At 76.2% G+C, this 23,649-nt stretch carries 14 protein-coding genes and 2 pseudogenes; 5 read left to right on the forward strand and 11 right to left on the reverse strand.

From position 1 onward, the window contains the following. Window positions 1-26 precede the first annotated feature (26 nt). Window positions 27-465: pseudogene (locus ACYQBY_RS03755) on the forward strand (ATP-binding cassette domain-containing protein); the annotation flags it as partial. Between the two features lie 231 nt (window positions 466-696). Here ACYQBY_RS03755 and pdxH read toward each other — a convergent pair. Then, window positions 697-1,377 (reverse strand): pyridoxamine 5'-phosphate oxidase, encoded by a 681-nt coding sequence (gene pdxH / locus ACYQBY_RS03760; protein ID WP_459642492.1) that lies wholly within the window; start codon window positions 1,375-1,377, stop codon window positions 697-699. Between the two features lie 525 nt (window positions 1,378-1,902). Between pdxH and ACYQBY_RS03765 the strand changes: the two genes are divergently transcribed. Both ACYQBY_RS03765 and ACYQBY_RS03770 read left to right on the forward strand, forming a co-directional pair. Further along, a complete protein-coding gene (locus tag ACYQBY_RS03765; RefSeq protein WP_459642493.1) occupies window positions 1,903-2,742 on the forward strand; it encodes a nitroreductase/quinone reductase family protein in 840 nt (279 codons plus the stop codon). Window positions 2,743-2,799: 57 nt separating this feature from the next. Beyond that, entirely contained in the window at window positions 2,800-3,834 is a 1,035-nt protein-coding gene (locus ACYQBY_RS03770) for an ion channel (RefSeq protein WP_459642494.1), read from the forward strand. 4 nt (window positions 3,835-3,838) lie between these two features. Here ACYQBY_RS03770 and ACYQBY_RS03775 read toward each other — a convergent pair whose 3' ends face one another. After that, a complete protein-coding gene (locus ACYQBY_RS03775; protein ID WP_459642495.1) occupies window positions 3,839-5,215 on the reverse strand; it encodes an FAD-dependent oxidoreductase in 1,377 nt (458 codons plus the stop codon). A 43-nt stretch (window positions 5,216-5,258) separates the two neighbouring features. Between ACYQBY_RS03775 and ACYQBY_RS03780 the strand changes: the two are divergent. Beyond that, window positions 5,259-5,702 (forward strand): annotated as a pseudogene (locus ACYQBY_RS03780) (formate/nitrite transporter family protein); the annotation flags it as partial. Between the two features lie 96 nt (window positions 5,703-5,798). On the opposite strand, the gene ACYQBY_RS03785 reads toward ACYQBY_RS03780, so the two are convergent. Next, the gene (locus ACYQBY_RS03785) at window positions 5,799-6,425 is read right to left on the reverse strand and encodes an SRPBCC family protein (protein WP_459642496.1); all 627 of its coding nucleotides are present in this window, start codon (window positions 6,423-6,425) and stop codon (window positions 5,799-5,801) included. A gap of 115 nt (window positions 6,426-6,540) precedes the next feature. Next, window positions 6,541-7,857: a DUF2252 domain-containing protein gene (locus tag ACYQBY_RS03790; RefSeq protein ID WP_459642497.1), complete on the reverse strand. Its 1,317-nt coding sequence runs from the start codon at window positions 7,855-7,857 to the stop codon at window positions 6,541-6,543. A gap of 137 nt (window positions 7,858-7,994) precedes the next feature. Between ACYQBY_RS03790 and ACYQBY_RS03795 the strand changes: the two genes are divergently transcribed. After that, window positions 7,995-16,673 (forward strand): DUF7507 domain-containing protein, encoded by an 8,679-nt coding sequence (locus ACYQBY_RS03795; RefSeq protein WP_459642498.1) that lies wholly within the window; start codon window positions 7,995-7,997, stop codon window positions 16,671-16,673. A gap of 28 nt (window positions 16,674-16,701) precedes the next feature. Here ACYQBY_RS03795 and ACYQBY_RS03800 read toward each other — a convergent pair whose 3' ends face one another. The 7 genes from ACYQBY_RS03800 to ACYQBY_RS03830 are packed head-to-tail and all read right to left on the reverse strand — an operon-like array spanning window position 16,702 to window position 23,579. Further along, complete coding sequence (locus ACYQBY_RS03800) at window positions 16,702-17,847, reverse strand: ABC transporter substrate-binding protein (RefSeq protein ID WP_459642499.1); 1,146 nt, start codon at window positions 17,845-17,847, stop codon at window positions 16,702-16,704. Further along, window positions 17,844-18,629 (reverse strand): ABC transporter permease, encoded by a 786-nt coding sequence (locus tag ACYQBY_RS03805; RefSeq protein ID WP_459642500.1) that lies wholly within the window; start codon window positions 18,627-18,629, stop codon window positions 17,844-17,846. Before ACYQBY_RS03805 ends, ACYQBY_RS03800 begins: the two co-directional genes overlap by 4 nt. Continuing rightward, on the reverse strand, window positions 18,626-19,396 hold the full coding sequence (locus ACYQBY_RS03810) for an ABC transporter ATP-binding protein (RefSeq protein WP_459642501.1): 771 nt from the start codon (window positions 19,394-19,396) through the stop codon (window positions 18,626-18,628). Before ACYQBY_RS03810 ends, ACYQBY_RS03805 begins: the two co-directional genes overlap by 4 nt. Next, window positions 19,393-20,271, reverse strand: coding sequence for an ABC transporter permease subunit (locus ACYQBY_RS03815; RefSeq protein ID WP_459642502.1), 879 nt, complete (start codon window positions 20,269-20,271; stop codon window positions 19,393-19,395). The genes ACYQBY_RS03810 and ACYQBY_RS03815 overlap by 4 nt, the downstream gene beginning before the upstream one ends. Next, window positions 20,268-21,302 carry a TIGR03842 family LLM class F420-dependent oxidoreductase gene (locus tag ACYQBY_RS03820; protein ID WP_459642503.1) on the reverse strand — a complete coding sequence of 345 codons (1,035 nt, stop codon included), beginning with the start codon at window positions 21,300-21,302 and terminating at the stop codon, window positions 20,268-20,270. The genes ACYQBY_RS03815 and ACYQBY_RS03820 overlap by 4 nt, the downstream gene beginning before the upstream one ends. Window positions 21,303-21,324: 22 nt before the next feature. Then, window positions 21,325-22,746, reverse strand: coding sequence for a dihydropyrimidinase (gene hydA / locus ACYQBY_RS03825; protein ID WP_459642504.1), 1,422 nt, complete (start codon window positions 22,744-22,746; stop codon window positions 21,325-21,327). Further along, window positions 22,743-23,579 (reverse strand): nitrilase-related carbon-nitrogen hydrolase, encoded by an 837-nt coding sequence (locus ACYQBY_RS03830; RefSeq protein ID WP_459642505.1) that lies wholly within the window; start codon window positions 23,577-23,579, stop codon window positions 22,743-22,745. Before ACYQBY_RS03830 ends, hydA begins: the two co-directional genes overlap by 4 nt. Between the last annotated feature and the right edge of the window lie 70 nt (window positions 23,580-23,649).

Raw genomic sequence — 23,649 nt, forward strand, 5'->3', positions numbered from 1 at the left:
CGGTGCTGCGGGACGTGTCGCTGCGGGTGGCGCCGGGGCAGCGGGTCGCCGTCGTCGGGGCCTCCGGTTCCGGCAAGACCACCCTGGGCAGGGTCCTGCTCGGCCTCCTCGAACCCGCCGCGGGGGAGGTGCGCTACGACGGCGTCCCGCTGAGCGGGCTCGACGTGCGCTGGGTGCGCCGGCAGGTGGGGGTGGTCACCCAGCAGGCGCAGCTGCTGTCCGGGACGGTGCTGGAGGCCATCGCGGACGGCGACCCCTCCGTCGGTGTGGACGAGGCCCGCGAGGCGGCCGTCCTCGCCGGGCTCCACGAGGAGCTGGCGGCGCTGCCCATGGGGTACGCCACCGACATCGGCGAGGGCGGGGGGCGCCTCTCCGGCGGCCAGCGCCAGCGCCTCGCGCTGGCCCGTGCGCTGGCGCGCCGGCCGGCCCTGCTGCTGCTGGACGAGCCGACGGCGAACCTGGACCCGCTCGTGGAGGAACGCATCCGCCGCAACCTGCGGGATCTCGGCTGCGCGCAGATCGTCATCGCGCACCGGCTGAGCACCGTCCGCGACGCCGACCTCGTCGTGGTCCTCGACGCCGGCACCGTGGTCGAGGCGGGTGCACCCGACGAGCTGCTGGGCCGGGACGGGACCTTCCGGGCGCTGTGGGAGGCACAGATGGGCGCGCCGGTGCCGCGCTGAGCGGGCGCGGCCCTCAGGGCTGGCGGCGCTGCACCCGCCAGCCCGCGGGGTCGTCCAGCGCGGGGGCGGCGGACAGCGCCACGAACACGAGCCGGTCGTGCAGCCGCGAGGGGCGGCCCTGCCAGAACTCCACCTCGCGGGGGCGGACGAGGTAACCGCCCCAGTGCTCCGGCAGGGGCACGTCGTCCGGTGAGCCGGTGTCGGGCCAGCGCTGCGCCAGTTCCAGCCACCGCCGCCGCACCTGGTCGGCGTCCGCGGCCGGCGCGGACTGCGCGCTGGCCCACGCCCCGATCCGCGAGCCGTGCGGGCGGGCGGAGAAGTACGCCCACGACTCCTCGCGCGGGACCTCCTCCACGTCGCCCACCACGCCCACCTGCCGCTGCGCCGCGATCCACGGGAACACCAGTCCCACGCGCGGCTCGGCGGCCATCGCCCGCGCCTTGCGGGAGGTGCGGTTGGTGTAGAGGACGAACCCGCGGGCGTCGGCGCCCTTGAGCAGCACCGTCCGCGCGCTCGGGCCGTCCGGGCCGGCGGTGGCGAGGACCATCGCGTTCGGCTCGGGGATCCGCGCGGCGACGGCCTCGGTGTACCAGCGGTCGAACTGCGCCAGGGGCGTGGCCGCGAGGGCGTTCTCCAGCAGGGGTGTGTCGTCGTACGCGACGCGGCGCGCGGCGGGGTCCTCCACGCGGACCATCCTGCCCCCTGCCCCGCCCTGCTCCGGCCCGGCCCGGCCCGGCCCGGCCGGGGTGGGGACGTTCCGCGCGCGCCGCGCGGGCGTGTCGCGGCGCAACGTCCCCGCGGGGGCCCCGCCCGGCCGGGGGCGGGGACGTTCCGCGCGCGCCGCGCGGGCGTGTCGCGGCGCAACGTCCCCGCGCAGCGGGTGCGGCCGCGCCCGGCACGAGCACCCCGCGCGCCCCTTGCCACGGCGGGCGGGACGCCCCTAGCGTCGTCCCCGTGACTGCCGGGTCGGCCATGGGCCACGCACGAGGAAGTCGCCCGGCCGGAGCGTGAGAACCGGGTGGGCCCGCGGCCCACCCCCCACGGCACGGCACGGCACGGCACCGCTCCGCCCCACCGGGGCGTCGAGCACACCCCACCACCCGCGCCCACCGCGGGCGCCCACGAACCCGACGGGTTCCACCCCCGGCCCGCGCCCACCGCGCGGAACCCCTGCCTGCCCGCGCACGCCGCGCGGGCCACCGCACCCCTGGAGACGCCCGTGCCCCACCCCTTCAACCAGCAGGTCGTCGAGGAGTTCCGCGCCAACGCCGGCCGCGTCGGCGGGATGTTCGAGGACGCCCGCCTGCTCCTGCTCACCACCACCGGCGCCCGCACCGGCGCCCGCCACACCACCCCGCTCGCCTACCTGCCCGACGAGCAGGACCGCCTCCTCGTCATCGCCTCCGCCGGGGGCTCGCCGCGGCACCCGCAGTGGTTCCGCAACGTGCTGGCCGATCCGCGCGTCACCGTCGAGGACGGCGTCTTCACGTACCCCGCGCGCGCCGTCGTCCTGGCGGGCGCCGAGCGGGACGCCCTGTTCCGCCGCGCCGCCGAGGCCGAGCCCGGGTGGGCGCGGTACCAGGAGCAGGCGGGCCGCCTCCTGCCCGTCGTCGCCCTGCAGCGCACCGGCGTCCCGAGCCCGAACGCGACGTCGTGGGGCCAGGCCCTGCGGCTGGTCCACGACGCGTTCCGCCGGGAGCTGGCCCTGGTGCGCGCGGAGGTGGCGCGCTCGGGCCCGGGCCTCGGCGCCCAGCTGCGCGTCAACTGCCTCACCGTCTGCCAGGGGCTGGAGTTCCACCACTCGGTGGAGGACCGGGGCATGTTCCCCGCCCTCGCCCAGCAGCACCCGGAGCTGGCGGGGACCATCGACCGGCTGGGCGCGGAGCACGTTCGCGTCGCGGAGCTGCTGGCGCAGCTGCGGGCCGCCCTCGACGGCCCGGGTGGGCGGGAGGCCGTCCTGGCCTCCGTCGACCGCCTCGTGGAACAGCTGCTCACCCACCTGGCGTACGAGGAGGCGCAGCTCGTCCCCGTTCTCGACGCCGCCGGCGCGCACTTCTGAGAGGATGCGGGCAGGTGGGGCGAGGGGTCCCGCGACGGCGCGGAGGAGGCCGACGGCGTGCTGTTCCTCGTCCGCCGCCTCCAGTGCCTCCTGCGGGCCCGCCTGACCGGGTGGCGGCTGCCGCTGCTGATCGGCCTCGGGGTGTTCCTGACGAGCTGGGCCGCGATGGCGCTGCTGGAGCCCGGCGGCGACATCGCGCGGCCGGGGAACTTCTGGTGGTACTTCGTCGTGACCGCGGCGACCGTGGGCTACGGCGACCTGTTCCCGCAGACCACGGGCGGCCGCCTCGTCGGCGTCTACGTCATCGTGGGCGGCATCGTGACGCTCACGGTGCTGTTCACCCGGCTCGCGGAGCACATCACGACGTCGAGGGGGAGGCGCATGAGGGGTGTCCTGGACCTGGACCTGGCGGACCACGTCGTCCTGCTGGGGTACACCGCGGGGCGCAGCGAGCGCATCGTCGCCGAGCTGACCGCCGAGGGCCGCCTGCACGTGGCGCTGTGCGCGTGGGAGGACGACGTCGCCACGGACCCCCTGGCGGAGGACCCGGACGTGCACTTCGTGCGCGGGGAGCTCACCACCGCGGACGTCATGCGCCGCGCCTGCGTGGAGCGGGCGCGCACGGTCGTCGTCGACGGCCACGACGACAACGAGACCCTCGCGATCGCCGTGGCCGTCGACCACGCCAACCCGGACGTGCACCTGGTCGCCGCGCTGCGGGACATGGGCCGCAGCGAGCACTTCGGCTACGTCAACCCCGCCGTGCAGTGCGTGCAGTGGCACATGCCGTACCTCATCACGGAGGAGGCCCTGGACCCCGGGATCACGCAGGTGTACTCGGACCTGATGCGCAGCGGCGGGCACGGCAGCACCTACTCGCTGCGGCTGCCGGAGTCGTTCGCGCGCAGGGGGTTCGGGGACTGCCAGGTCCACGTCGGGCGGGGTTTCGGGGCGACGCTGCTGGCGCTGCGCACCCGCGGGGGCCTGCGGGTCAGCCCCGGCTGGGACACCCCGGTCAGCGGCGGGGACGTCCTCTACTACGTCGGCAGCCGGCGCCTGGCACCGCAGGACCTGGAGGGCCCGCGGGCCTGAGGGCTCACAGCTCCCGGACGTCGGCCTCCACGGCCTCGAACGCCTTGCGGGCGGTGATGAGGACCGGGTCCCACACGGGGGAGAACGGCGGCGCGTAGGCCAGGTCGAGGGAGAGGACCTCCTCGACGGTCATCCCGTTCCAGATGCACACCGCGAGGGTGTCGATCCGCTTTGCGGAGTTCTGCCGCCCGACGATCTGCGCGCCGAGCAGCCGCCCGCTGCGCCGCTCGGCGAGCATCTTGACGCGGATCGGCGCCGCCCCGGGGAAGTAGCCGGCGCGGGTGGTGGAGTCCACGGACGCGGTGACGAAGGAGAAACCGGCCCGTTCCGCCTCCGCGCTGGACAGCCCGGTGCGCGCGACCTCCAGGTCGCACACCTTCGTCACGGCGGTGCCGATGACCCCGGGGAACGTCGCGTACCCGCCGGCGATGTTGATGCCGGCGACGCGGCCCTGCTTGTTGGCGTGGGTGCCGAGCGCGATGACGGCCCGCTGCCCGGACAGGCGGTGCCAGGACTCCACGCAGTCCCCGGCCGCCCAGACGCCCTCCGCGCCGGTGCGCATGCGCGCGTCGACCGCGATGCCGCCGGAGGGTCCCAGCGGGATGCCGGCCTCCCGCGCCAGGGCCACGTCCGGCCGCACCCCCAGCCCCAGGACCACCAGGTCCGCCGGCAGCCGCCGCCCGCTCGCGGTGAGCACGGCGTCCGCCCACCCGTCCGGGCCGGTGCCGACGGCGGCCACCGCGTCCGACATCACCAGCTCGATGCCCATGTCCCGCACCGCCTCGGCGATGGCCTGCCCGACGTCGGGGTCGAAGGTGCCGACCGGGGTGGCGGAGCGGTCCACGACGGTGACCTCGAGGTCGCGTACCCGGCACGCCTCGGCGATCTCCAGGCCGATGTAGCCGCCGCCCACCACGACGACCCTGCGCACCTCCCGGCCGGTGAGCGCGGCGCGCAGCGCGGCCCCGTCGTCCAGGGTCTGCACGCCGTGCACGCCCGGCGCGTCGATCCCGGGCACCGGGGGGCGCATCGGCACGCTGCCGGTGGCGTACACGAGGTCGTCGAAGCCGTCGCTGCCCTCCTGCCCGTCGGTGAGGTCCCGCCAGGTGACCTCCCGCCGGTCCAGGTCGATCGAGGTCACCTCGGTGCGCATCCGCACGTCGATGCCGGCGGCCCGGTGCTCGTCGGGGGTGCGGGCGATCAGGGCGGACTCCTCGCCGACGGTGCCGGCGATCCAGTAGGGGATCCCACAGGCGGAGTAGGACGTGGCCCGGCCGCGCTCGAACACCACCACCTCGAGGTCGGGTGCCCGTTTCCTCGCCTGCGAGGCGGCGCTGGCGCCCGCCGCGTCGCCCCCGATCACGACCAGTCGCCGGCCCATGGAGCGACCGTAGACCACCCGGCCGGCACCCGGTCCTCACCCCCGCGACCCCGTGATCCGGGCCTGCACGGCGGGCGCCGTGCTCGCGCTGTCCGCGGCGTTCGCGGTCACCGTGACCGTCCGGACCGGGCAGCCGCTCCTGGGTGCCCTGCCCTTCCCGATCGGGTTCTCCCTGCCGCCGGACGAGGTGGGGCAGCGGCGCGGCGCGACCGGCGAGGGCCGCACCCCGGGTCACGTCGAGCACGGCGCCGCCGGGATGCTGACGCCGTTCGTGCGGGCGGTGCTGTGCAACCGGATGGTCTCCACGGGTTTCGAACACTCCATCGTGGACGTGTTCCTCTTCCCCTCCGGGCTGATCCTGGGCGGCGACTTCTCCGTCGTGGACCACCTGCTGTGGAACGAGATCCCCGCCGTCCCGGGCAACCTGGTGGGCGGCCTCGCGGTCGTCGGCCTCACCCTGTACGCCACGCACGCCCGCACCGGCGCCGGCCACCCCGACGGCGACCGGGTCGTGGTCACCTCCGGCGGCGAGTTCCTGGACCACCGCTGGTGGGGCGGGGGCCGGGCGCCGGGTGACCCCCGCTCAGCGGGCCGCGCCGCTGCGGCGCTCGGCCTCCGCCTCGAGGTTGTGCAGCCAGGCGTCGAGGGACTCGTCCAGCACGTGCTGGGCCCAGGCGACGTCGGCCTCGACGGGCGCCCCGCTCCAGGACTCCTCGGTGTGCACGTGGACGCCGTCGGGGCGGGGCGTGAACGTCCAGACGTGGACCGCGTCGATGCTGTTGCCCGGCCCGCCCCAGACGATCCGGCGGTTGGGGCGGACCTGCCGCACCGTGGAGGTGACGTCGAGGCCCTCGACGAGCCAGTGGAACCGCGATCCGGCGCGCAGCGGCCCGCCCGTGAGCTTCTCGAGCGCCGTGACGCCGGGTTGCCAGGAGGGCCAGCCCTCGACGTCGGTCTGCACCTCCCAGACGGTGTGCAGCGGGGCGTCGATGACGATGTCGTCGCGGGTGATGACGGGGGCCGAGGCGTCGATGCGGACGTCGCGCTGCGGCGGGGCCGCGGCCGCCGCCGTGGTGGGCAGGGCGACGGCGAGGGCGGTCGCCGCCGCCACGAGGGCGCCCCCGGTGCGGCGGACGGCGGTGCGGGAGGCAGCGGTGCGGCGGACGGCGGTGCGGGGGGCGGCGGTGCGGGGGGTGCTGGTGCGGGACACGGGGGGAACTCCTCGGCGGGTGCTGGACGGGCTCTTGTGAGTGAGTAGACAGTCACAAGCGATGGATGTCAACCCGCCCGGAGCCGGCCACCCGCGGGGCGCCGCGGGCGGAGGGCTACCCGATCCGCCCGGAGCGGAAGGCGTCCACGAACAGGACGTGGTCGGTCCGGGCCCGCAGGCCGTACTCGTGGGCGAACGCCACGACGTCCTCGACGAACTCGTCCTCCCGCCCGGAGACCGCCTCGACGACCGCGTCCTCCACCTGGAAGTCCACGAGCGGTGTGGTCGGGTCGTCCACGTCGGACACGCAGTGGGCCTTGGCCGTGGCCCGGCCCAGCTGCGCCAGCACCTCCGCCAGGTCCGCCACCTCCGTCAGCTGCGACCAGTCCAGGTCCGCCTCGTAGGGGGAGAACTCCGCCACCACGAAACCCACCCCGTCGTGCGGGCCGCCCTCCATGCGGCACCAGCCCGACCACGGGTCGGCGTGCGCCTGCAGCGCCCGCCGCGACACCGTCGTGCGGTGGCCCTGGTGCTCGAAGCACTCCGCGGGCCGCGGGTCGTCCACCACCCGGCTCGCCGCGGGCACACCGCCCTGCTTCACGGTGAGGACCACGTCGTTCTCCAGCGCCTCGCTGGCCCCCTCCACCAGCAGGCTGTACGCGGGCAGCCCCGCGCTGCCGATCCCGAACCCGCTCCTGCCGACGACGTCCTTGAGCGTGTAGGTGCCGCTGCGGAACCGCTTCGCCGCGGGGATGGTGTCGAGGTAGCGCCCGTAGGCGGCCTCCACCACGGCGCGCTCGCCGTCCTCCAGCGACCGCACGCCCGGGCCGTGCCGGAACCGGCGCTCGTAGTCGTCCACCACGGTCACCCTCTCCAGCAGTCCCACCCGCGTCGACAGCTGCGCCTCCAGCAGCGCGAGGCGCACCGCGCCGGTGGCGGTGCCCAGCCGCAGGGACCACTCCTCGTCCGGCTCGCCGGCGGCGTAGACGTGGACCTGGTCCAGGTAGGCGCGCACGTACACCTCGACGAGGCCGGTGATGACCAGGTCGGGCAGCGCCTTCGTCCAGCCCAGCAGGGCGACGCTGGCCGCCAGGCGCCGCAGGTCCCACGTGAAGTGCCCCAGGTAGGCCTCGTCGAAGTCGTTGACGTCGAACACCAGCCGGCCCGTGCCGTCCATCGCGGTGCCGAAGTTCTGCGCGTGCAGGTCGCCCTGGATCCACACCCTGCCGGTGCGGGCGTCCGCCCACGGGTCCTCGCGCGCCGCGACGTCCCGGAAGAACAGGCAGGCCGTGCCCCGGTAGAACGCGAACGGGTCGGCGGCCATCTTGCGGTACTTGTGCCGGAAGGCCGCGGGGTCGGCGGCCACCAGGTCCGCGAAGGCCTCGGTGAGGACGTCGACGATCACGGCGGTGCGCGCTTCGGCGGAGGTCACCCCGGCAGCCTGCCACCGGTCCGCCGGACCCGGCCAGGGACCGGCGCGGGGCCGCCACGCCCCGGTGTCTCAGGTCCCGCCCCCGGCCGCCGATGGGAGGGGCGACCTGGTCACGTCGCTGGAGCGGGGGAGTGCGCGTGGGGTCCGAGCCGCCGAGGAGCGGGGCCGCGAGGCTCCTCACCGCCGCGCTGCTGGTGACGCTGCTGACGAGCCTGCTGGTGGCGGTCCCCGCGGCCCCGGCGACGGCGGCGCAGAACCCGGCCTCCTGCCCCGTCGGCGCGACCCTGGTCAACGGCGGCTTCGAGCAGCCCGTCCTGCCGGGCAGCAGGAGCTACGGCACCCGCAGCCACGACGACGTCCCCGGCTGGCGCACCACCGCGGGCGACAAGCAGATCGAGATCTGGCAGGACGGCTTCAACAACGTCCCTGCGGGCTCGGGCGGGCAGTTCGTCGAGCTCAACGCCAACCAGGTCTCGACCCTCTACCAGGACGTCGCCACCGTACCGGGGCAGCCGCTGCGCTGGCAGCTGCAGCACCGCGGCCGCTCCGGCACCGACACCATGGCCCTGGAGATCGGCGCGCCGGGCGGGCTCGCCGTGCGACAGCGCCAGATGGCCACCGGTACCTCCGGCTGGGCCACGTACAGCGGCACCTACCTCGTCCCGCCGGGGCAGACGACCACCCGGTTCGCGTTCGTGTCCCTCAGCCCCGGCAGCAGCGCCACGGTCGGCAACTTCCTCGACGGCATCTCCTTCGGCACGAGCCCGTGCGTCATCACCTCGGCGACCGTCACCACGCCCTCGGGCACCGCGACCGCCGACGTGGGCGACGTGCTCACCTACACCGCCACCGCCACCAACCACGGCGGCAACCCCGCGAACGCCTCCGTGGTGAGCGACGTGCTGCCGCCCGGCACCACCTACGTGCCGAACTCGCTGCGGGTCACCAGCGGCTCGACGACCACGGCGCTCACCGACGGCGCGGGCAACGACGCCGGCGAGCACGACGCCGCGAACCGCACCGTGCGCGTGCGGATCGGCACCGGCGCCACGGCGAGCGCCGGGGGCTCGCTCGCGCCCGGGGAGAGCCGCACCGTGTCCTACAAGGTGCAGGTGGGTGCCTCCACCGCCGGGACGACGATCACCAACGACCTCACGACGACGTACACCGACCCCCTCACCGCCGCGTCCGCCACCTCCACGTCGCAGCCGCTGAGCACGGCCGTGAACCCCTCCGCCGACCTGGCCGTCACCGTCGCGCAGACCACCGCGCAGCTCCTCGCCGGCCGGCCGGTCCAGTACACCGCGACGGTCGCCAACACCGGCCCCAGCACGGCCACGGCCACGCGCCTGAGCGCGCAGCTGCCCGCCGGGCTCACGGGCGCCGCGGCGGGTGCGCCGGGCGGGACGTGCACCGTCTCCGGGACGGCGCTCACCTGCGACCTCGCCTCGCTGCCCGTGGGGGAGCAGCGCACCGTCACCGTCTCCGGCGCCGTCCCCGCCGGCGCGGCGGCGGGCACCCAGTACGCCTTCTCCGCCTCCGCGACGAGCGCGGCCCGCGACCCCGACCCCGCCGACAGCTCGGCCTCGCTGACCCGCGCGGTGACGACGTCCGCCGACCTCGGGGTCGTCCTGAGCCACGCCCCGGCGACCCCCGTGGCCGGGCAGGACGTCACCTACACCGCGCGGATCACCAACGCCGGCCCCTCCCTGGCGCGCGGCATCTCCCTGACCGACCCCATCGCCACCGGCGCGACCTTCCGCAGCGCCTCGGTGCCCGGGGGCACGTGCACGCTCGTGACCACCGGCGCCGGGACGGGGACGGTGAACCGCACGGTGGAGTGCACGGCGCCGGACCTCGCCCCGGGCGCCTCGACGGACGTGACGATCGTCGTGGGCCTGTCCCCGGACGGGGGCGGCGCGGTGAACAACGGCGTCGCCGTGGCGGCCTCGACCCCCGACCCGAGCAGCGCCGACAACACCTCCTCGGTGCAGTCCGGCGGCACCGCCGTGGCCGACGTGGGCGTCGACCTGGAGATCCCCCGGACGACCGCGCGGCCGGGGGAGTCCGTGCCGTTCACGCTCACCGTCGTCAACCGCGGCCCCTCCACGGCCAGGGACGTGTCCTTCCGCACCGTGGTGCCACCGGGCGTGACGATCGTGCGCTCACCCAGCCCGTTCTGCACCGCCACCGCCTGCACCCTGCCCTACCTGGCGCCGTACGACCCCACGAAGAGCGGCCTGGACGGCGGTGCGGTGCGGATCTCCGGCACGGCCGTGTTCGCGCCGGACGTGCAGGCCGGCCCCCAGCGGGCGAGCACGACCGTGGTGTCCCCGACGACGGACACGAACCCCGGCAACGACAGCGACGCGGTGGACTTCTCGATCGAGCTGGAGTCCGACCTGTCGCTCACCCAGACCACCACGGACCCCGACGCCGCCGACCCGACCGCCGAGGCGGTCGCCGGTGGCCGCGTCCGCCAGCGCCTGGTCGTGACCAACGCCGGCCCGACCCGCGCCGAGGGGGTCGTGCTGCGCTCGCCCGTGCCCGCCGGGCAGCCCGTGCCCACGATCACCACCGGCGCCGGCGCCTGCGCCTTCTCCGGGAACACCACCACCGGCGGCAGCGTCGTCTGCACGAGGGACCTCCTGGCCTCCGCCGCGACCTGGGAGGTGGTGCTGGACACCACCCTGCCGGCCTCCTACCGGGAGACGAGCTTCACCCGGACCGCGCGGGTCGGCGCCTCCTCGCCCGACCCGGTGGCGGGCGACGACGCGGTGACCACCGCCCTCGGCGTGGTCCAGCGGGCCGACCTCGGGGTGACGCTGGCGCGGACCACCGCGCAGGTCGTGGCCGGCCGGCCGGTGGAGTACACCGCGACGCTGCGCAACGCCGGCCCCAGCGACGCGCCCGCGGCCCGGCTGAGCCTGCGGCCGCCCGCGGCGCTCACCGGTGTCAGCGCCTCCTCGCCCGGCGGCACCTGCACCGTCAGCGGCCCCGACGTCGTGTGCGAGCACTCCTCGCTCGCGGCGGGGGAGAGCCGGACGGTCACCCTCTCCGGGGACGTTCCCGCCGACGCGGCGCCCGGCACGCAGTACGTGCTCTCGGCGACGGCGTCGAGCGCGGCGGGCGACCCGGCCACGGCCGACAACACGGCCTCGGTGTCCAGCTCGGTCTCCGCGTCGGCCGACCTGTCCGTGTCCCTCGCGCACTCCCCGCAGGCCCCCTCCGCGGGCCAGGACGTCACCTACACCGCGACGGTCACGAACACGGGTCCCTCGGTGTCGCGCGGCGTCGTCCTCACCGACCCCGTCGCCACGGGCTCGACGTTCCGCAGCGCCTCGGTGCCCGGGGGCACCTGCACCTGGTCGGGCACCACCCGCACCGTGCGCTGCGCCGTGCCCGACCTCGCACCCGGCGCCGCCACCGACGTCACGGTCGTGCTGCGGCTCGACCCCGCAGGCAGCGGGCAGCTCGCCAACGCCGTCTCGGTGACCGCCACGACACCGGACCCGCAGGCGGGGAACAACGGTGCCTCGGTCCACTCGGCCGGCAGCGCGGTGGCGGACCTGGCGGTGGACCTGGACATCCCCGCGGCGACGGCCCGCCCGGGGGACTCGGTGCCGTTCACGCTGACGGTGACCAACCGCGGCCCGTCCACGGCCACGGACGTCTCATTCGGCACGGTGGTCCCGGCCGGGGTGAGCATCGTGCGCCCGGCCAGCCCGTACTGCTCGGCCACCACGTGCACCCTGCCGGTCCTGCCGCCGCACGACCCCTCCGGCCCGGCCGAGCCCGCCAACGGCGTCGTCGTCATCACCGGCACCGCCGTGTTCGGGCAGGACGTGGAGGAGGGCCCCGCCCGGGCGAGCACCGCCGTCACGTCCCCGACCGCGGACGGCGAGCCGGCGGACAACTCCGACACCGTGGAGTTCACCGTCCTGCTGGAGGGCGACCTGTCCGTCGCGCAGACGCTCACGAACCCGGACACCGGCGGCAACGCCGTGCCCGGAGGACGCGTGCGCGACCGGCTCGTCGTCACCAACGCCGGCCCGACCCGCGCGGAGGGCGTCGTCCTGCGCTCGGCGGTACCCGCCGGCCAGCCGGTCCCCGAGGTCACGACCGGCGCCCAGCACTGCGCCTTCTCCGGCGCCACGACCCCCGACGGGCTGTCCGCCGACGGCGGCAGCGTCGTCTGCACCCTGGACTCCCTCGCCGCCGGCGCCGCGTGGGAGGTCGTCCTCGACACCACCCTGCCGGTCTCCTGGACCGGCTCGGCGTTCACCCGGACCGCGCGGGTGAGCGCCTCCTCACCCGACCCCGTGGCGGGCGGCGACGAGGTGACCACCTCCCTGCCGGTCGACGCGGCGGCGGACCTGGCCGTCGCCGTGGCCCGGGCCACGGCCCAGGTCGTGGCCGGCCGGCCGGTCGTGCACACCGTCACGGTCACCAACTCCGGGCCCGCCGCGGCCCCGGCCACCCGCGTCCGGGTGCGGCTGCCGGCGACGCTCACCGGTGCGGGCGCCACCTCGGCGGGCGGTACCTGCACCGTCACCGGCGCCGACGTGGTGTGCGACCACGCCTCCCTCGCGCCGGGGGAGGAGCGGACCGTGACCGTGACCGGCACCGTCGCCTCCTCCGCGACGCCCGGCGCGCAGCACACCGTGTCCGCGTCGGTCTCCAGCACCGTCCACGACCCGGACCCGTCGGACGACTCCGCCTCCGTCTCCGGGGCGGTCACCGCGTCCGCGGACCTGACGGTCGGCCTCACCAGCACCCCGGACCCGCCCGTGACGGGCCAGGACGTCACCTACACCGCCACCATCCGCAACGCCGGGCCCTCGGTGTCGCGCGGCATCGTGCTCACCGACACGATCCCCACCGGCTCCACGTTCCGCAGCGCCTCGGTGCCCGGCGGCACGTGCGCCTACACCGACGCCACCCGGACGGTGGAGTGCACCGTGCCGGACGTCGCCCCCGGCGCGGCGGCGGACGTGGCCGTCGTCGTGCGCCTCACCGCGAGCGGGTCCGGCGCGGTGAGCAACGCCGTCTCGGTGACCTCCACCACGCCCGACCCCCACGCCGGGGACAACAGCCGGGCGATCTCGGCCACGGGCAGCGCGGTGGCGGACCTGGCGGTGGACCTGGACATCCCCGCCACCACGGCCCGCCCGGGTCAGTCGGTGCCGTTCACGCTGACCGTGACCAACCACGGGCCCTCCACGGCCACGGACGTCTCCTTCGGCACGGTCGTCCCGGCCGGGGTGACGATCGTGCGTCCCGCCAGCCCGTACTGCTCGGCCACCACGTGCACCCTGCCGGTCCTGCCGCCGCACGACCCCTCCGGCCCGGCCGAGCCCGCCAACGGCGTCGTCGTCATCACCGGCACCGCCGTCATCGGCGCCGACGCCGCGGCGGGCCCCGCCCGCGCCAGCACCACCGTCGTCTCGCCCACCGCGGACCCGGACACGTCGGACAACTCCGACGCGGTGGACTTCACCATCGCGCTGGCCGCGGACCTCGCCGTCACCCAGACCGTCGTCAACCCCGACTCCGCCGACCCCGGCGCCGAGGCCGTCGCCGGCGGCCGGGTCCGCCAGCGCGTCGTCGTCACCAACACCGGTCCCACCCGCGCCGAGGGCGTCGTGCTGCGCCAGGTGGTGCCCGCGGGGCAGCCCGTCCCGCTCGTCACCACGGCCACCGGCACCTGCGCGTTCAGCGGTGCGGTGACCCCCGACGGGCGTTCCGCCGACGGCGGCAGCCTCGTGTGCGGCCGGGACGTCCTGGCCGACGGCGCGACGTGGGAGCTGACCCTCGACTCCACCCTGCCCACCTCCACCCTCGACGCGGCGTTCACCCGCACGGTGCGGGTGAGCGCCACCTCCCCCGACCCCGACCCGGCCGACGACCAGGCGGGCGGCTCCCTCGCCATCGGCCGCCGCGCCGACCTCGCCGTCACCGCCGCGCAGGTGGACCCGCGCCCGGTGGCGGGCCGCCCGGTGCGGTACGAGGCCACGGTCACGAACACCGGTCCGAGCGCGGCACCGGACGCGCGCGTGGTGGCGCAGGTCCCCGCGGCGCTCAGCGGCGTGAGCGCCACCTCCCCGGGCGGGACGTGCTCGGTCGCCGGGACGAGCGTGACCTGCGGCTACGGCTCCCTCGCCGTGGGAGAGGCCCGGACGGTGACGGTGACCGGGGACGTCCCCGCCGAGGCGGAGCCCGGCACCCGGTACGCCTTCTCCGCGGCGGCCGGCAGCGCGGTCGTCGACCCGGACCCCGCCGACAGCTCCGCCTCCGTGTCGGCGGCGGTGTCGGCCTCGGCCGGGCTCGGCGTCACCCTGGCGCACTCCCCGGCCACGCCCGTCGCCGGCGCCGAGGTCACGTACACCGCGCGGATCACGAACACCGGCCCGTCGTCGGCGCGGGGGATCTCCCTCACCGACCCGATCACCTCCGGTGCGACGTTCCGCAGCGCCTCGGTGCCCGGCGGGACGTGCGTCCTCGACCCCGGCGGCACCGGCATCCTGGAGTGCCGCGTCCCCGAGCTGGCACCAGGCGCGACCACGGACGTGACGATCGTCGTGGCCCTGTCCCCCTCCGGTGGCGGCGCGGTGAACAACACCGTCGCGGTGGCCGCGACCACGCCCGACCCGGACCCCGCGGACAACGTCGCGGCGGTGCGCTCCACCGGCACCGCCTCGGCGGACGTCGGTGTCACCCTCGCGCTGCCCACGACGACCGCGCGGCCGGGCGACTCCGTGCCGTTCACGCTCACGGTGGTGAACCAGGGGCCCTCGACCGCGACGGACGTGTCCTTCCGCACCGTGCTGCCCCCGGGCGTGACGATCGTGCGCACGGCGAACCCGTTCTGCACCCCGGCCGCGTGCCGGCTGCCCCACCTGGCGCCGTACGACCCGCTGGCGGTGCACCCGCCGACGGCCTCGCCGCTGGACCGCGGCGCCGTGCAGATCACCGGGACCGCCGTGATCTCGGCGGACGCGGAGGAGGGTCCCGCCCGCGCCAGCACGACGGCGGTCTCCGGGACCGCCGACGCCGACCCCTCCGACGACAGCGGCGTCGTGGACTTCACGATCGAGCTGGAGTCCGGCCTGTCGCTCACCCACACGATCACCAACCTCTCCGGCCCCGGTGCGGACGCGGAGGCCGGCGACCGGGTGCGCCAGCGCCTCGTCGTCGCCAACGCCGGCCCCACCCGCGCCGAGGGCGTCGTGCTGCGCTCCGCGGTGCCCGCCGGGCAGCCGGTCCCGGACACCGGGAGCGCGCCCGGCTGCGCGTTCTCCGGTGCGGTCGGCGCGGAGGGGCTGACCCCGGACGGCGGCGCGGTCGTCTGCGCCCGCGACACCCTGGCGCCCGGGGCCACGTGGGAGGTCGTGCTGGACTCCACCCTGCCGCTCACCTACGCCGCCACCACCTTCGCCCGCACCGCGCGGGTCGGGGCGTCCTCGCCGGACCCGCAGGCGGGCGACGACGAGGCGGGCGCGACGCTGCGCGTCGTCCCCGCCGCCCCGCGGCTCGGCCTCACGACGACGGCCACGCTGTCGGCCGGCGCGGGGCGGACCCCCGCGCGTCCCGCCGCCCTCGCGGCCCCGCGCGCCGTGCGGCCGCTCTCGGCGGCACCCGCCGCGGTGGTGGCGGCACCCGCGGCGGTGGTGGCGCTGTCCGGCGCCCGCGCCGGCGACGACGTGACGTTCACCTACGTGGTGACCAACACCGGCAACGTGCCGATGAGCGCCGTCGCCGTCGAGGACGACCTCGTGGGCACCGGCACCTGCCTGCGGACCACCCTCGCGCCGGGGGAGTCCACGACGTGCACCGCTCCCCGGATCCACCCGGTGACGCAGGCGGACGTGGACACCGGGCTCGGGATCGCCAACGCGGCGCGCGCCGTGGGCGTGTGGGCGCAGGCCGGTGTCCCGGTGACCTCCGCACCGGCCACGGACCGGGTGCCGGTGGTCGCCGCGGCACCGGCCCTGAGCGCGGCGCAGAGCACCGCCTGGGCCGACGCCGACGGGGACCGCGCGCTGGACGCCGGCGAGACGCTGCGCTGGACGGTCGTGGTGACCAACAGCGGCAACGTGACGGTCGCGGACGTGCAGGTCAGCGGCCTGCCGGCGCCCGTCACCTGCCCGCCGGGCCCGCTGGCCCCCGGTGCGCGGGCCACGTGCACCTCCGGGTTCTACGCGCTCACCGCCGCGGACGTGGCGGCCGGGGGCCGCACGGACACGGCCACCGCCTCGGCGGACCCGCCGCAGGGCAGCACCCGCACGACCGCCACCGCGACGACGACGGTCGCGGCGCCTCCCGCACCGCCACCGCCCGCGAACCCCGCGCCGACCACGGCCCCGACCACCGCGCCGACGACGGCCCCGACCACCGCGCCGACGACGGCCCCGACCACCGCGCCGACGACGGCCCCGACGACGGCGCCGACGACGGTTCCGACGACGGTTCCGACGACGGTTCCGACGACGGCGCCGACCACGGCGCCGGGTCGGCCCCCGGTGCCCACCGCAGCGCCGACGGCCCGTCCGACGACCGCGCCGACCGCCACCCCGAGCGCCGGACCGACCCGGGAGCGCACCCCCGGTCCGGTCCCCGCGCCCACGACGGGGCCGCGGACCGCCTCGCCGGGCACCCGCACGCCCGCGACCACCCCGGCCCCGGGCGCCGGGCGCCGCCTCGCGCGGACGGGCACCGACACCGCCCCCCTGCTCACCCTCGCGGCCCTGCTGCTGCTCACCGGTGGCGGCGCCCTGCTCGCCGGGCGCCGGCGCCGGGGGGCGCACCGGCCCTGACCCGGGTCCGCCCGGGCGCGTGCCGCGCTCACACCCCGCCCTCCGCGAGGGTCACGGTCAGCGGGGAGAACCTCTCGCCCGTCACGTCCACCCCGTCCGCCCGCAGCGCGTCCAGCGCCTTCTCCACGTACTCGGTGGTGAACGCGGAGCCGTCCGGCTCGGCCGTGATGACGCTCTGCCCGTCGGCGTTGCGGGTTCCCCGGGCCACCTCCACGGTCTGCCGCCACGCCGCCTCGTCGAGCACCCCCGCCCCCGCGGGCGCCGGCCAGATGAGCTTGTTGACCTCGTTGACCTGCCACAGCTGGTGGCTGGCGCCGAGGGTGGAGCCGCCCGCCACCACCACGTCGCGCGCGGCCTCGGGCTCGTCGCGGGCGTACGCCCAGCCGCGCAGGCTGGCCTTGACGAAGCGCACGGTGGTGTCCTGGTACGCGGCGTCGCCGAGGCGCTCGGTGTTCGCCCAGATCGCGTCCTGGAGCATGGCGGTGCCCAGGGTGTTCCAGTCCAGGACCGTGAAGTCGTCGGCGGTGTACAGCTCGCCGGTCGCGGGGTCCACCGCCTCCAGCAGCTGGGCGTACTCGTTGTACGTCATGGCCTGCGCCGCGTCGAGGTCGCCCTGCAGCAGGCCGAGCATGTCGAACTGCTGCTGCACGAGGGTCACGTCGCGCGCCGGGTCCAGCCCCGCCCGGGTCATCGCCGCGAACAGCTCGAACTCGTTGCCGTAACCCCAGTTCCCCACCTTCCTGCCGCGCAGGTCCGCCGGTGCGGTGATGCCCGCCTCCCTGGCGGACACCTGCAGGGTGCCGGAGCGCCGGAACACCTGGGCGACGTTCGTGATGCCCGCGCCCTGCTCCCGCGACGCCAGCGCCTTGGGCACCCACGCGATCGCGTAGTCCGCCTGCCCCTGCGCCAGGACGGTCTGCGGGACGATGTCCGTGCCGCCCTCCAGGATCTGCACGTCGAGGCCCTCGTCGCGGTAGAAACCCTGCGCGAGGGCCGCGAAGTACCCGGCGAACTGCCCCTGGGTGACCCACTGCAGCTGCAGCCGGACAGGGGTGAGGCCACCGCCTGCCGCGGTCGCGCCGGGTGCGGGTCCCCCGGCGGTGCCGCAGGCGGCGAGCAGGCCGGTGCCGGCGGCGGCGGACAGCAGGAGGCGGCGGGACACTGCTCTGCTCACGGGTTCTCCTTCACGAGGGGGTCCCGCCCGGACGGGGCGGGGGAGGGGGACAGCAGCCGCTCCAGCAGCAGCGCGGTCAGGTAGAACAGCAGGCCGAGCACGACGGCCCCCACCACGTACGCCCACGCCCGCGGGTAGGCGGTGCTGCTGGCGGCGGAGGTGATGGCCGAGCCCAGGCCGTCCTGCAGGCCGCCGAAGTACTCGGCGACGACCGCGGCGACCACCGCGACCGAGGAGGCCAGCCGCAGCCCGGTGAAGACGTGCGGCAGCGCCGAGGGCAGCCGCACGTGCCGGGTGAGGGCCCAGCCGCCCACCGCGTAGGAGCGCATCAGCTCCAGGTGGGTCGCGGACACCTGCCGCAGCCCGCGCGCGGTGTTGACGAAGACGGGGAAGAACACCGCCACGGCCACCACGAGGCGGCGCGGCACCGGGCTGGTGGAGCCGAACATCGCGTTGAACACCGGGGCCAGCGCGATGATCGGCATGGTGTTCGCCGCCGCCGCCAGCGGGGACAGCACCTCGTCCAGCAGCCGTGCCCGCACCGCCAGCACGGCCGCCGCCACCCCCGCCAGCGCCCCGGCCAGCAGGCCCACCAGCGCGGTGGTGCCGGCGGCGCCCGCGGCGGACACCACCTGCGCCGCCGAGCCGCCCAGCGCGCCCGCCACGGCCAGGGGGGCGGGCAGCACGAACGAGGCGACCCGCCCCAGCACCACCACCGCCTGCCAGGCCAGCAGCACCACGGCGCCGAACAGCAGCGGCGGCAGCACCGTGCGGGCGCTCACCGCTCCACCGCCGCCAGGCCCGGCCCGCGCAGCGCCTCGCGGACCTGCGTGACCGCGGCGAAGAACGCCGGGTCGCTGCGCACCGCCTCCCCGCGCCCCGGCAGGTCCACGTCCACCACCCGCACGACCCGTCCCGGCCGCGCCGACATCACCACCACCTGTGTGGACAGGAACACCGCCTCGGCGATGGAGTGCGTGACGAACACGACGGTGGTGGCGGTGCGGGCGCACAGGGCGAGCAGTTCCGCCTGCAGCCGCTCGCGGGTCATCTCGTCCAGCGCCCCGAACGGCTCGTCCATGAGCAGCAGCGGCGGTTCCTCCGCCAACGCCCGGGCGATCGCGACCCGCTGCTGCATCCCCCCGGACAGCTGCGAGGGCCGCATCCGCGCCATGTCCGCCAGGCCCACCAGCGCCAGCAGGTGCCGGGCGCGCTCGCGCCGCTCCCGGGCCGGCACCCCGTGCAGCTCCAGGGGCAGCTCCACGTTGCGCTGCACCGAGCGCCACTCCAGCAGCCCCGCCGCCTGGAACGCGATGCCGTAGGTGTGCGCCAGCCGCGCCTGACGGGCGCCGCGCCCCCCGACGAGGACCTCCCCGGCGGTCGGGGTCACCAGGTCCGCGATGCAGCGCAGCAGGGTCGACTTGCCGCAGCCGGAGGGCCCGATGAGGGACGTGAAACCTCCCGCGGGCACGTCCAGGTCGATCCCGGCGAGGGCCTGCACGGCCCCGAAGCGCTGCTCCAGCCCGCGCACGCGGACGGCGGCGCTCACGGGCGGGCCCCCGCGGGTAGGAACCCGTTGCGGCGCAGCGGCACGGCGAGCAGGGCCACCAACCCCGCCGCGGCCAGGCCGAGCAGCGCCGCACCCGCGATCGCCACGTACAGCCGCCCCGGCTGCGACGTCGACTGCTGCGCGTAGGTCAGCAGCAGGCGCCCGATGCCGCCGCGGGTCCCGGTGGCGATCTCCGCCACCACCGCGCCGACGACGGCCTGCGCGGCGGCCAGGCGCAGCGCCGGCAGCAGGAACGGCACGCTCGCGGGCAGCTGCAGCCCCAGCAGCGTCCGCGCCCGGCCCGCCGCGCAGGCGCGGAACAGCTCCACCGCGGCCGGCGCGGGGGAGTGCAGCCCGCGCAGCACCCCCACCGCGACCGGGCAGAACGCCAGGAACGCCGAGAGCACCACCACCGACATCCACGGCTGCCAGGCACCGCCACCGGGCAGCGGCAACCGCCCGCCCCACCCGGCCACCAGGGGCGCCACCGCCACGACCGGCACGGTCTGGCTCAGCACCACGTACGGCAGGACCGCCCGCTCCACGAACCGGGCGCGGTGCATCCCGACCGCCAGCGCCACCCCGAGCGCCGCGCCGAGCAGCCAGCCGCCCAGCGCGGTGCGCAGCGTCCCGGCGCAGGCCGCCAGGACGGCGGTGGTGACGCTGCGCGAGCCGGGCAGCGCCACCTCCGGGGCCGCGGCGGCGGCCAGCACGTCCGCCACGCCGGGCATGGAGCGCGGGTCCGCGCGCGGCAGCAGCCGTTCCCCGCCCACGAGGAGCCCGCCGGCCGGGCCCAGCGCCCGGTACGCCTCCCACGCCAGGACCAGCACCACCACGCCGGCCAGCGCCGCGCCGGTGCTGCGCGCGGCCCTCACGACAGCGCCCGCGCGGGTGCGGCCAGCGCCGGGATCACCACGTCGCCGTAGGCGCGCAGCGTGGCCTCCTTCGCGTCGTGCTGCAGGTACAGCGCGAACTGGTCCACGCCCAGGGACTGCAGGTCCCGCAGCCGCTCCACGTGCCTGCGCGGCGGGCCCAGCAGGCAGAACCGGTCCACGACCGCGTCGGGCACGAACGCCGCGTGCGAGTTGCCCGCCCGCCCGTGCTCGTTGTAGTCGTAGCCGGTGCGGCCGGCGATGTAGTCGGTGAGCGCCGCGGGCACCGCCCCGTCGCTGCCGTACCGGCCGACGAGGTCCGCGACGTGGTTGCCGACCATCCCGCCGAACCAGCGGCACTGCTCCCGCATGTGGGGCAGGTCCGCCTCGTCGCCGGTGTAGGCGGGTGCGGCGACGCAGATCCGCACGGACGCCGGGTCGCGCCCGGCCCGCTCGGCGGCCTCCCGCACCGCCTTGATGGTCCACGCCGCGATGTCGGGGTCCGCCAGCTGCAGGATGAACCCGTCGGCGACCTCACCGGTGAGCTGCAGCGCCTTCGGGCCGTACGCGGCGACCCAGACCTCGGTGCGGTTCCCCTCGTGCGTGACCGGCGCCCACGGCAGGCGCAGCCGCTGCCCGCGGTGCTCCACCTCGCGGCCGTTGGCGAGCTCGCGGATGACGTGGACGCTCTCGCGCAGGGTCGCCAGCGTCGTCGGCTCCCCGGCCAGGGTGCGCACGGCGGAGTCGCCCCGCCCGATCCCGCAGACGGTGCGGGGGCCGTACATCTCGTTGAGAGTGGCGAACGTGGACGCGGTCACCGACCACTCCCGCGTCGCGGGGTTCGTCACCATCGGCCCCACCACGACCTTGCGGGTCGCGCCGAGGATCGCGGAGTGCACCACGTACGGCTCCTCCCACAGCACGTGGGAGTCGAACGTCCAGACGTGGCTGAAACCGTGCAGCTCCGCCTGGCGGGCGAGCTCCACCACCCTCGCGGCCGGGGGCACGGTCTGGAAGACGGCACCGAACTGCACGGCAGCTCCTCTCGGTCGGCGCTCAGCGCAGGTACTGGGACGGGCCGCGGCGCAGGTAGCGCCCGTGCCCGGGGCGGCCGGAGTACACGCCGCGGTCGAGGACGACCGTGCCGCGCGAGAGCACCGTCCGGACCCCGCCGGTCAGCACGAACCCCTCGAACGCGGAGTGGTCGACCGCGCTGTGGTGCGTCGCGGCGCTGACCCGGGTGGTCGCGTGCGGGTCGTACACGACGATGTCGGCGTCCGAGCCGGGGGCGATCACCCCCTTCTGCGGGTACATCCCGAACATCCGCGCGGGTGTGGTGGAGCACGTCTCCACCCAGCGCTGGAGGCTGAGCCGGCCGTCCACGACACCCTGGTGGACCAGGTCCAGGCGGTGCTCCACACCGCCCGTGCCGTTGGGGATCCGCGCGAAGTTCCCCCGGCCCAGCTCCTTCTGGTCCTCGAAGCAGAACGGGCAGTGGTCGGTGGACACCACGGCCAGGTCGTCGGTGCGCAGGGCCTTCCACAGGTCGGCCCGGTGGTTCTCGTGCTTGCTGCGCAGCGGTGTGGAGAACACGTACTTGGCGCCCTCGAAGCCCGGGGCGGCCAGGTGGTCCTCCAGGGTGAGGTACAGGTACTGCGGGCACGTCTCGGCGAACACGTTGCGCCCCTCGCTGCGTGCCTCCGCGATCCGCCGCACCGCCTGGGAGGCGGAGACGTGCACGATGTACAGGGGGGTGTCGCCGGCGACCTCGGCCAGCGCGACGGCCCGGTTCACCGCCTCGCCCTCCAGCGCCGCCGGGCGGGTGAGGCCGTGGTGCACGGGGTCGACGTCCCCGCGCGCCAGGGCCTGCGCGACGAGCACGTCGATCGCCGAGCCGTTCTCCGCGTGCATCATGATCGTGGAGCCGCTGGCCGTGGCCTGCTGCATCGCGCGCAGGATCTGCCCGTCGTCGGAGAGGAACACCCCGGGGTAGGCCATGAACAGCTTGAAGCTGGAGATGCCCTCGTGCTCGGCGAGGTGGTCCATCGCCTTCAGGGCGTCGTCGTCCACCCCGCCGAGGATCATGTGGAAGCCGTAGTCGACGGCGCAGTTGCCCGCGGCCTTCTCGTGCCAGGCGGCCAGCGACTCCTGCACGACCTCCCCGGCGCGCTGCACCGCGAAGTCGACGATCGTCGTGGTGCCGCCCCACACCGCCGCGCGGGTCCCCGTCTCGAACGTGTCGGCGGACTCGGTGCCCCCGAAGGGGAGCTGCATGTGGGTGTGGACGTCCACCCCGCCGGGCACGACGTACATGCCGGTGGCGTCGACCGTGGCGTCGACCGTGAAACCCGCGGCCAGGCCGGGGGTGAGCAGCGCGGCGACCTTCTCCCCCTCCACCAGGACGTCCGCCGGCGCGGCCCCGGTGGCGGAGACCACGGTGCCGCCGGACACGAGGGTGCGCCGCGGCGCGAGGATCACGGCACCACCAGGTCGCCGTAGGCCTCCGGGCGGCGGTCGCGGTAGAACTGCCAGCGGTGGCGCACCTCCCGCAGCAGGTCCATGTCCAGCTCGCGCACCACGACCTCGTCCGAGCCGCGGGAGGCGGGTTCCCCGACCGTCCTGCCCTCCGGGTCGCAGAAGTACGACTGCCCGTAGAAGTCGTCGTCGCCGAGTTCCTCCACCCCGACGCGGTTGATGGTGCCCACGTAGTACTCGTTGGCCACCGCCGCGGCGCGCTGCTCCAGGTTCCACAGGTACTCCGACAGCCCCGCGCTGGTCGCGGAGGGGTTGAACACGATCTCCGCGCCGTTCAGGCCCAGCGCCCGCCAGCCCTCGGGGAAGTGCCGGTCGTAGCAGATGTAGACGCCGACCTTCCCGACGGCGGTGTCGAACACCGGGTAGCCGAGGTTCCCCGGGCGGAAGTAGAACTTCTCCCAGAACCCCTGCACGTGCGGGATCATCGTCTTGCGGTACTTGCCGAGGTACCGGCCGTCGGCGTCGATCACCGCGGCGGTGTTGTAGAGCACCCCGGGGCGCTCCTCCTCGTAGACCGGCAGCACCACGACCATGCCCGTCTCGGCGGCGACCGCCTGGAACCGCTCGACCGTCGGGCCGGGGACGGACTCGGCGTAGGCGTAGAACCGGGCGTCCTGCACCTGGCAGAAGTACGGCCCGTAGAACAGCTCCTGGAAGCACACGACCTGCGCGCCCATCCCGGCGGCCTGCCGGGCGTACTCCTCGTGGGCCTTGACCATGCTCTCCTTGTCGCCCGTCCAGGCGGCCTGCACCAGTGCCGCGCGCACGCTCGTCATGTGTTCCCCTCCCAGGGGTGCGTCGGTGGTCCCCGCGGACCCGGCCCGGCGGGGACCCGAGCCTCGCCCG

The sequence above is a fragment of the Kineococcus anabasis genome, assembly GCF_054590795.1.

Excerpts from the sequence above, each read along its gene's own strand:
- pdxH (WP_459642492.1), bottom strand. The coding sequence starts at position 1,377 with ATGGTCCGCGTGGAGGACCCCGCCGCGCGCCGCGTCGCGTACGACGAC.
- ACYQBY_RS03775 (WP_459642495.1), bottom strand. The coding sequence starts at position 5,215 with ATGGGCCGGCGACTGGTCGTGATCGGGGGCGACGCGGCGGGCGCCAGC.
- ACYQBY_RS03830 (WP_459642505.1), bottom strand. The coding sequence starts at position 23,579 with ATGACGAGCGTGCGCGCGGCACTGGTGCAGGCCGCCTGGACGGGCGAC.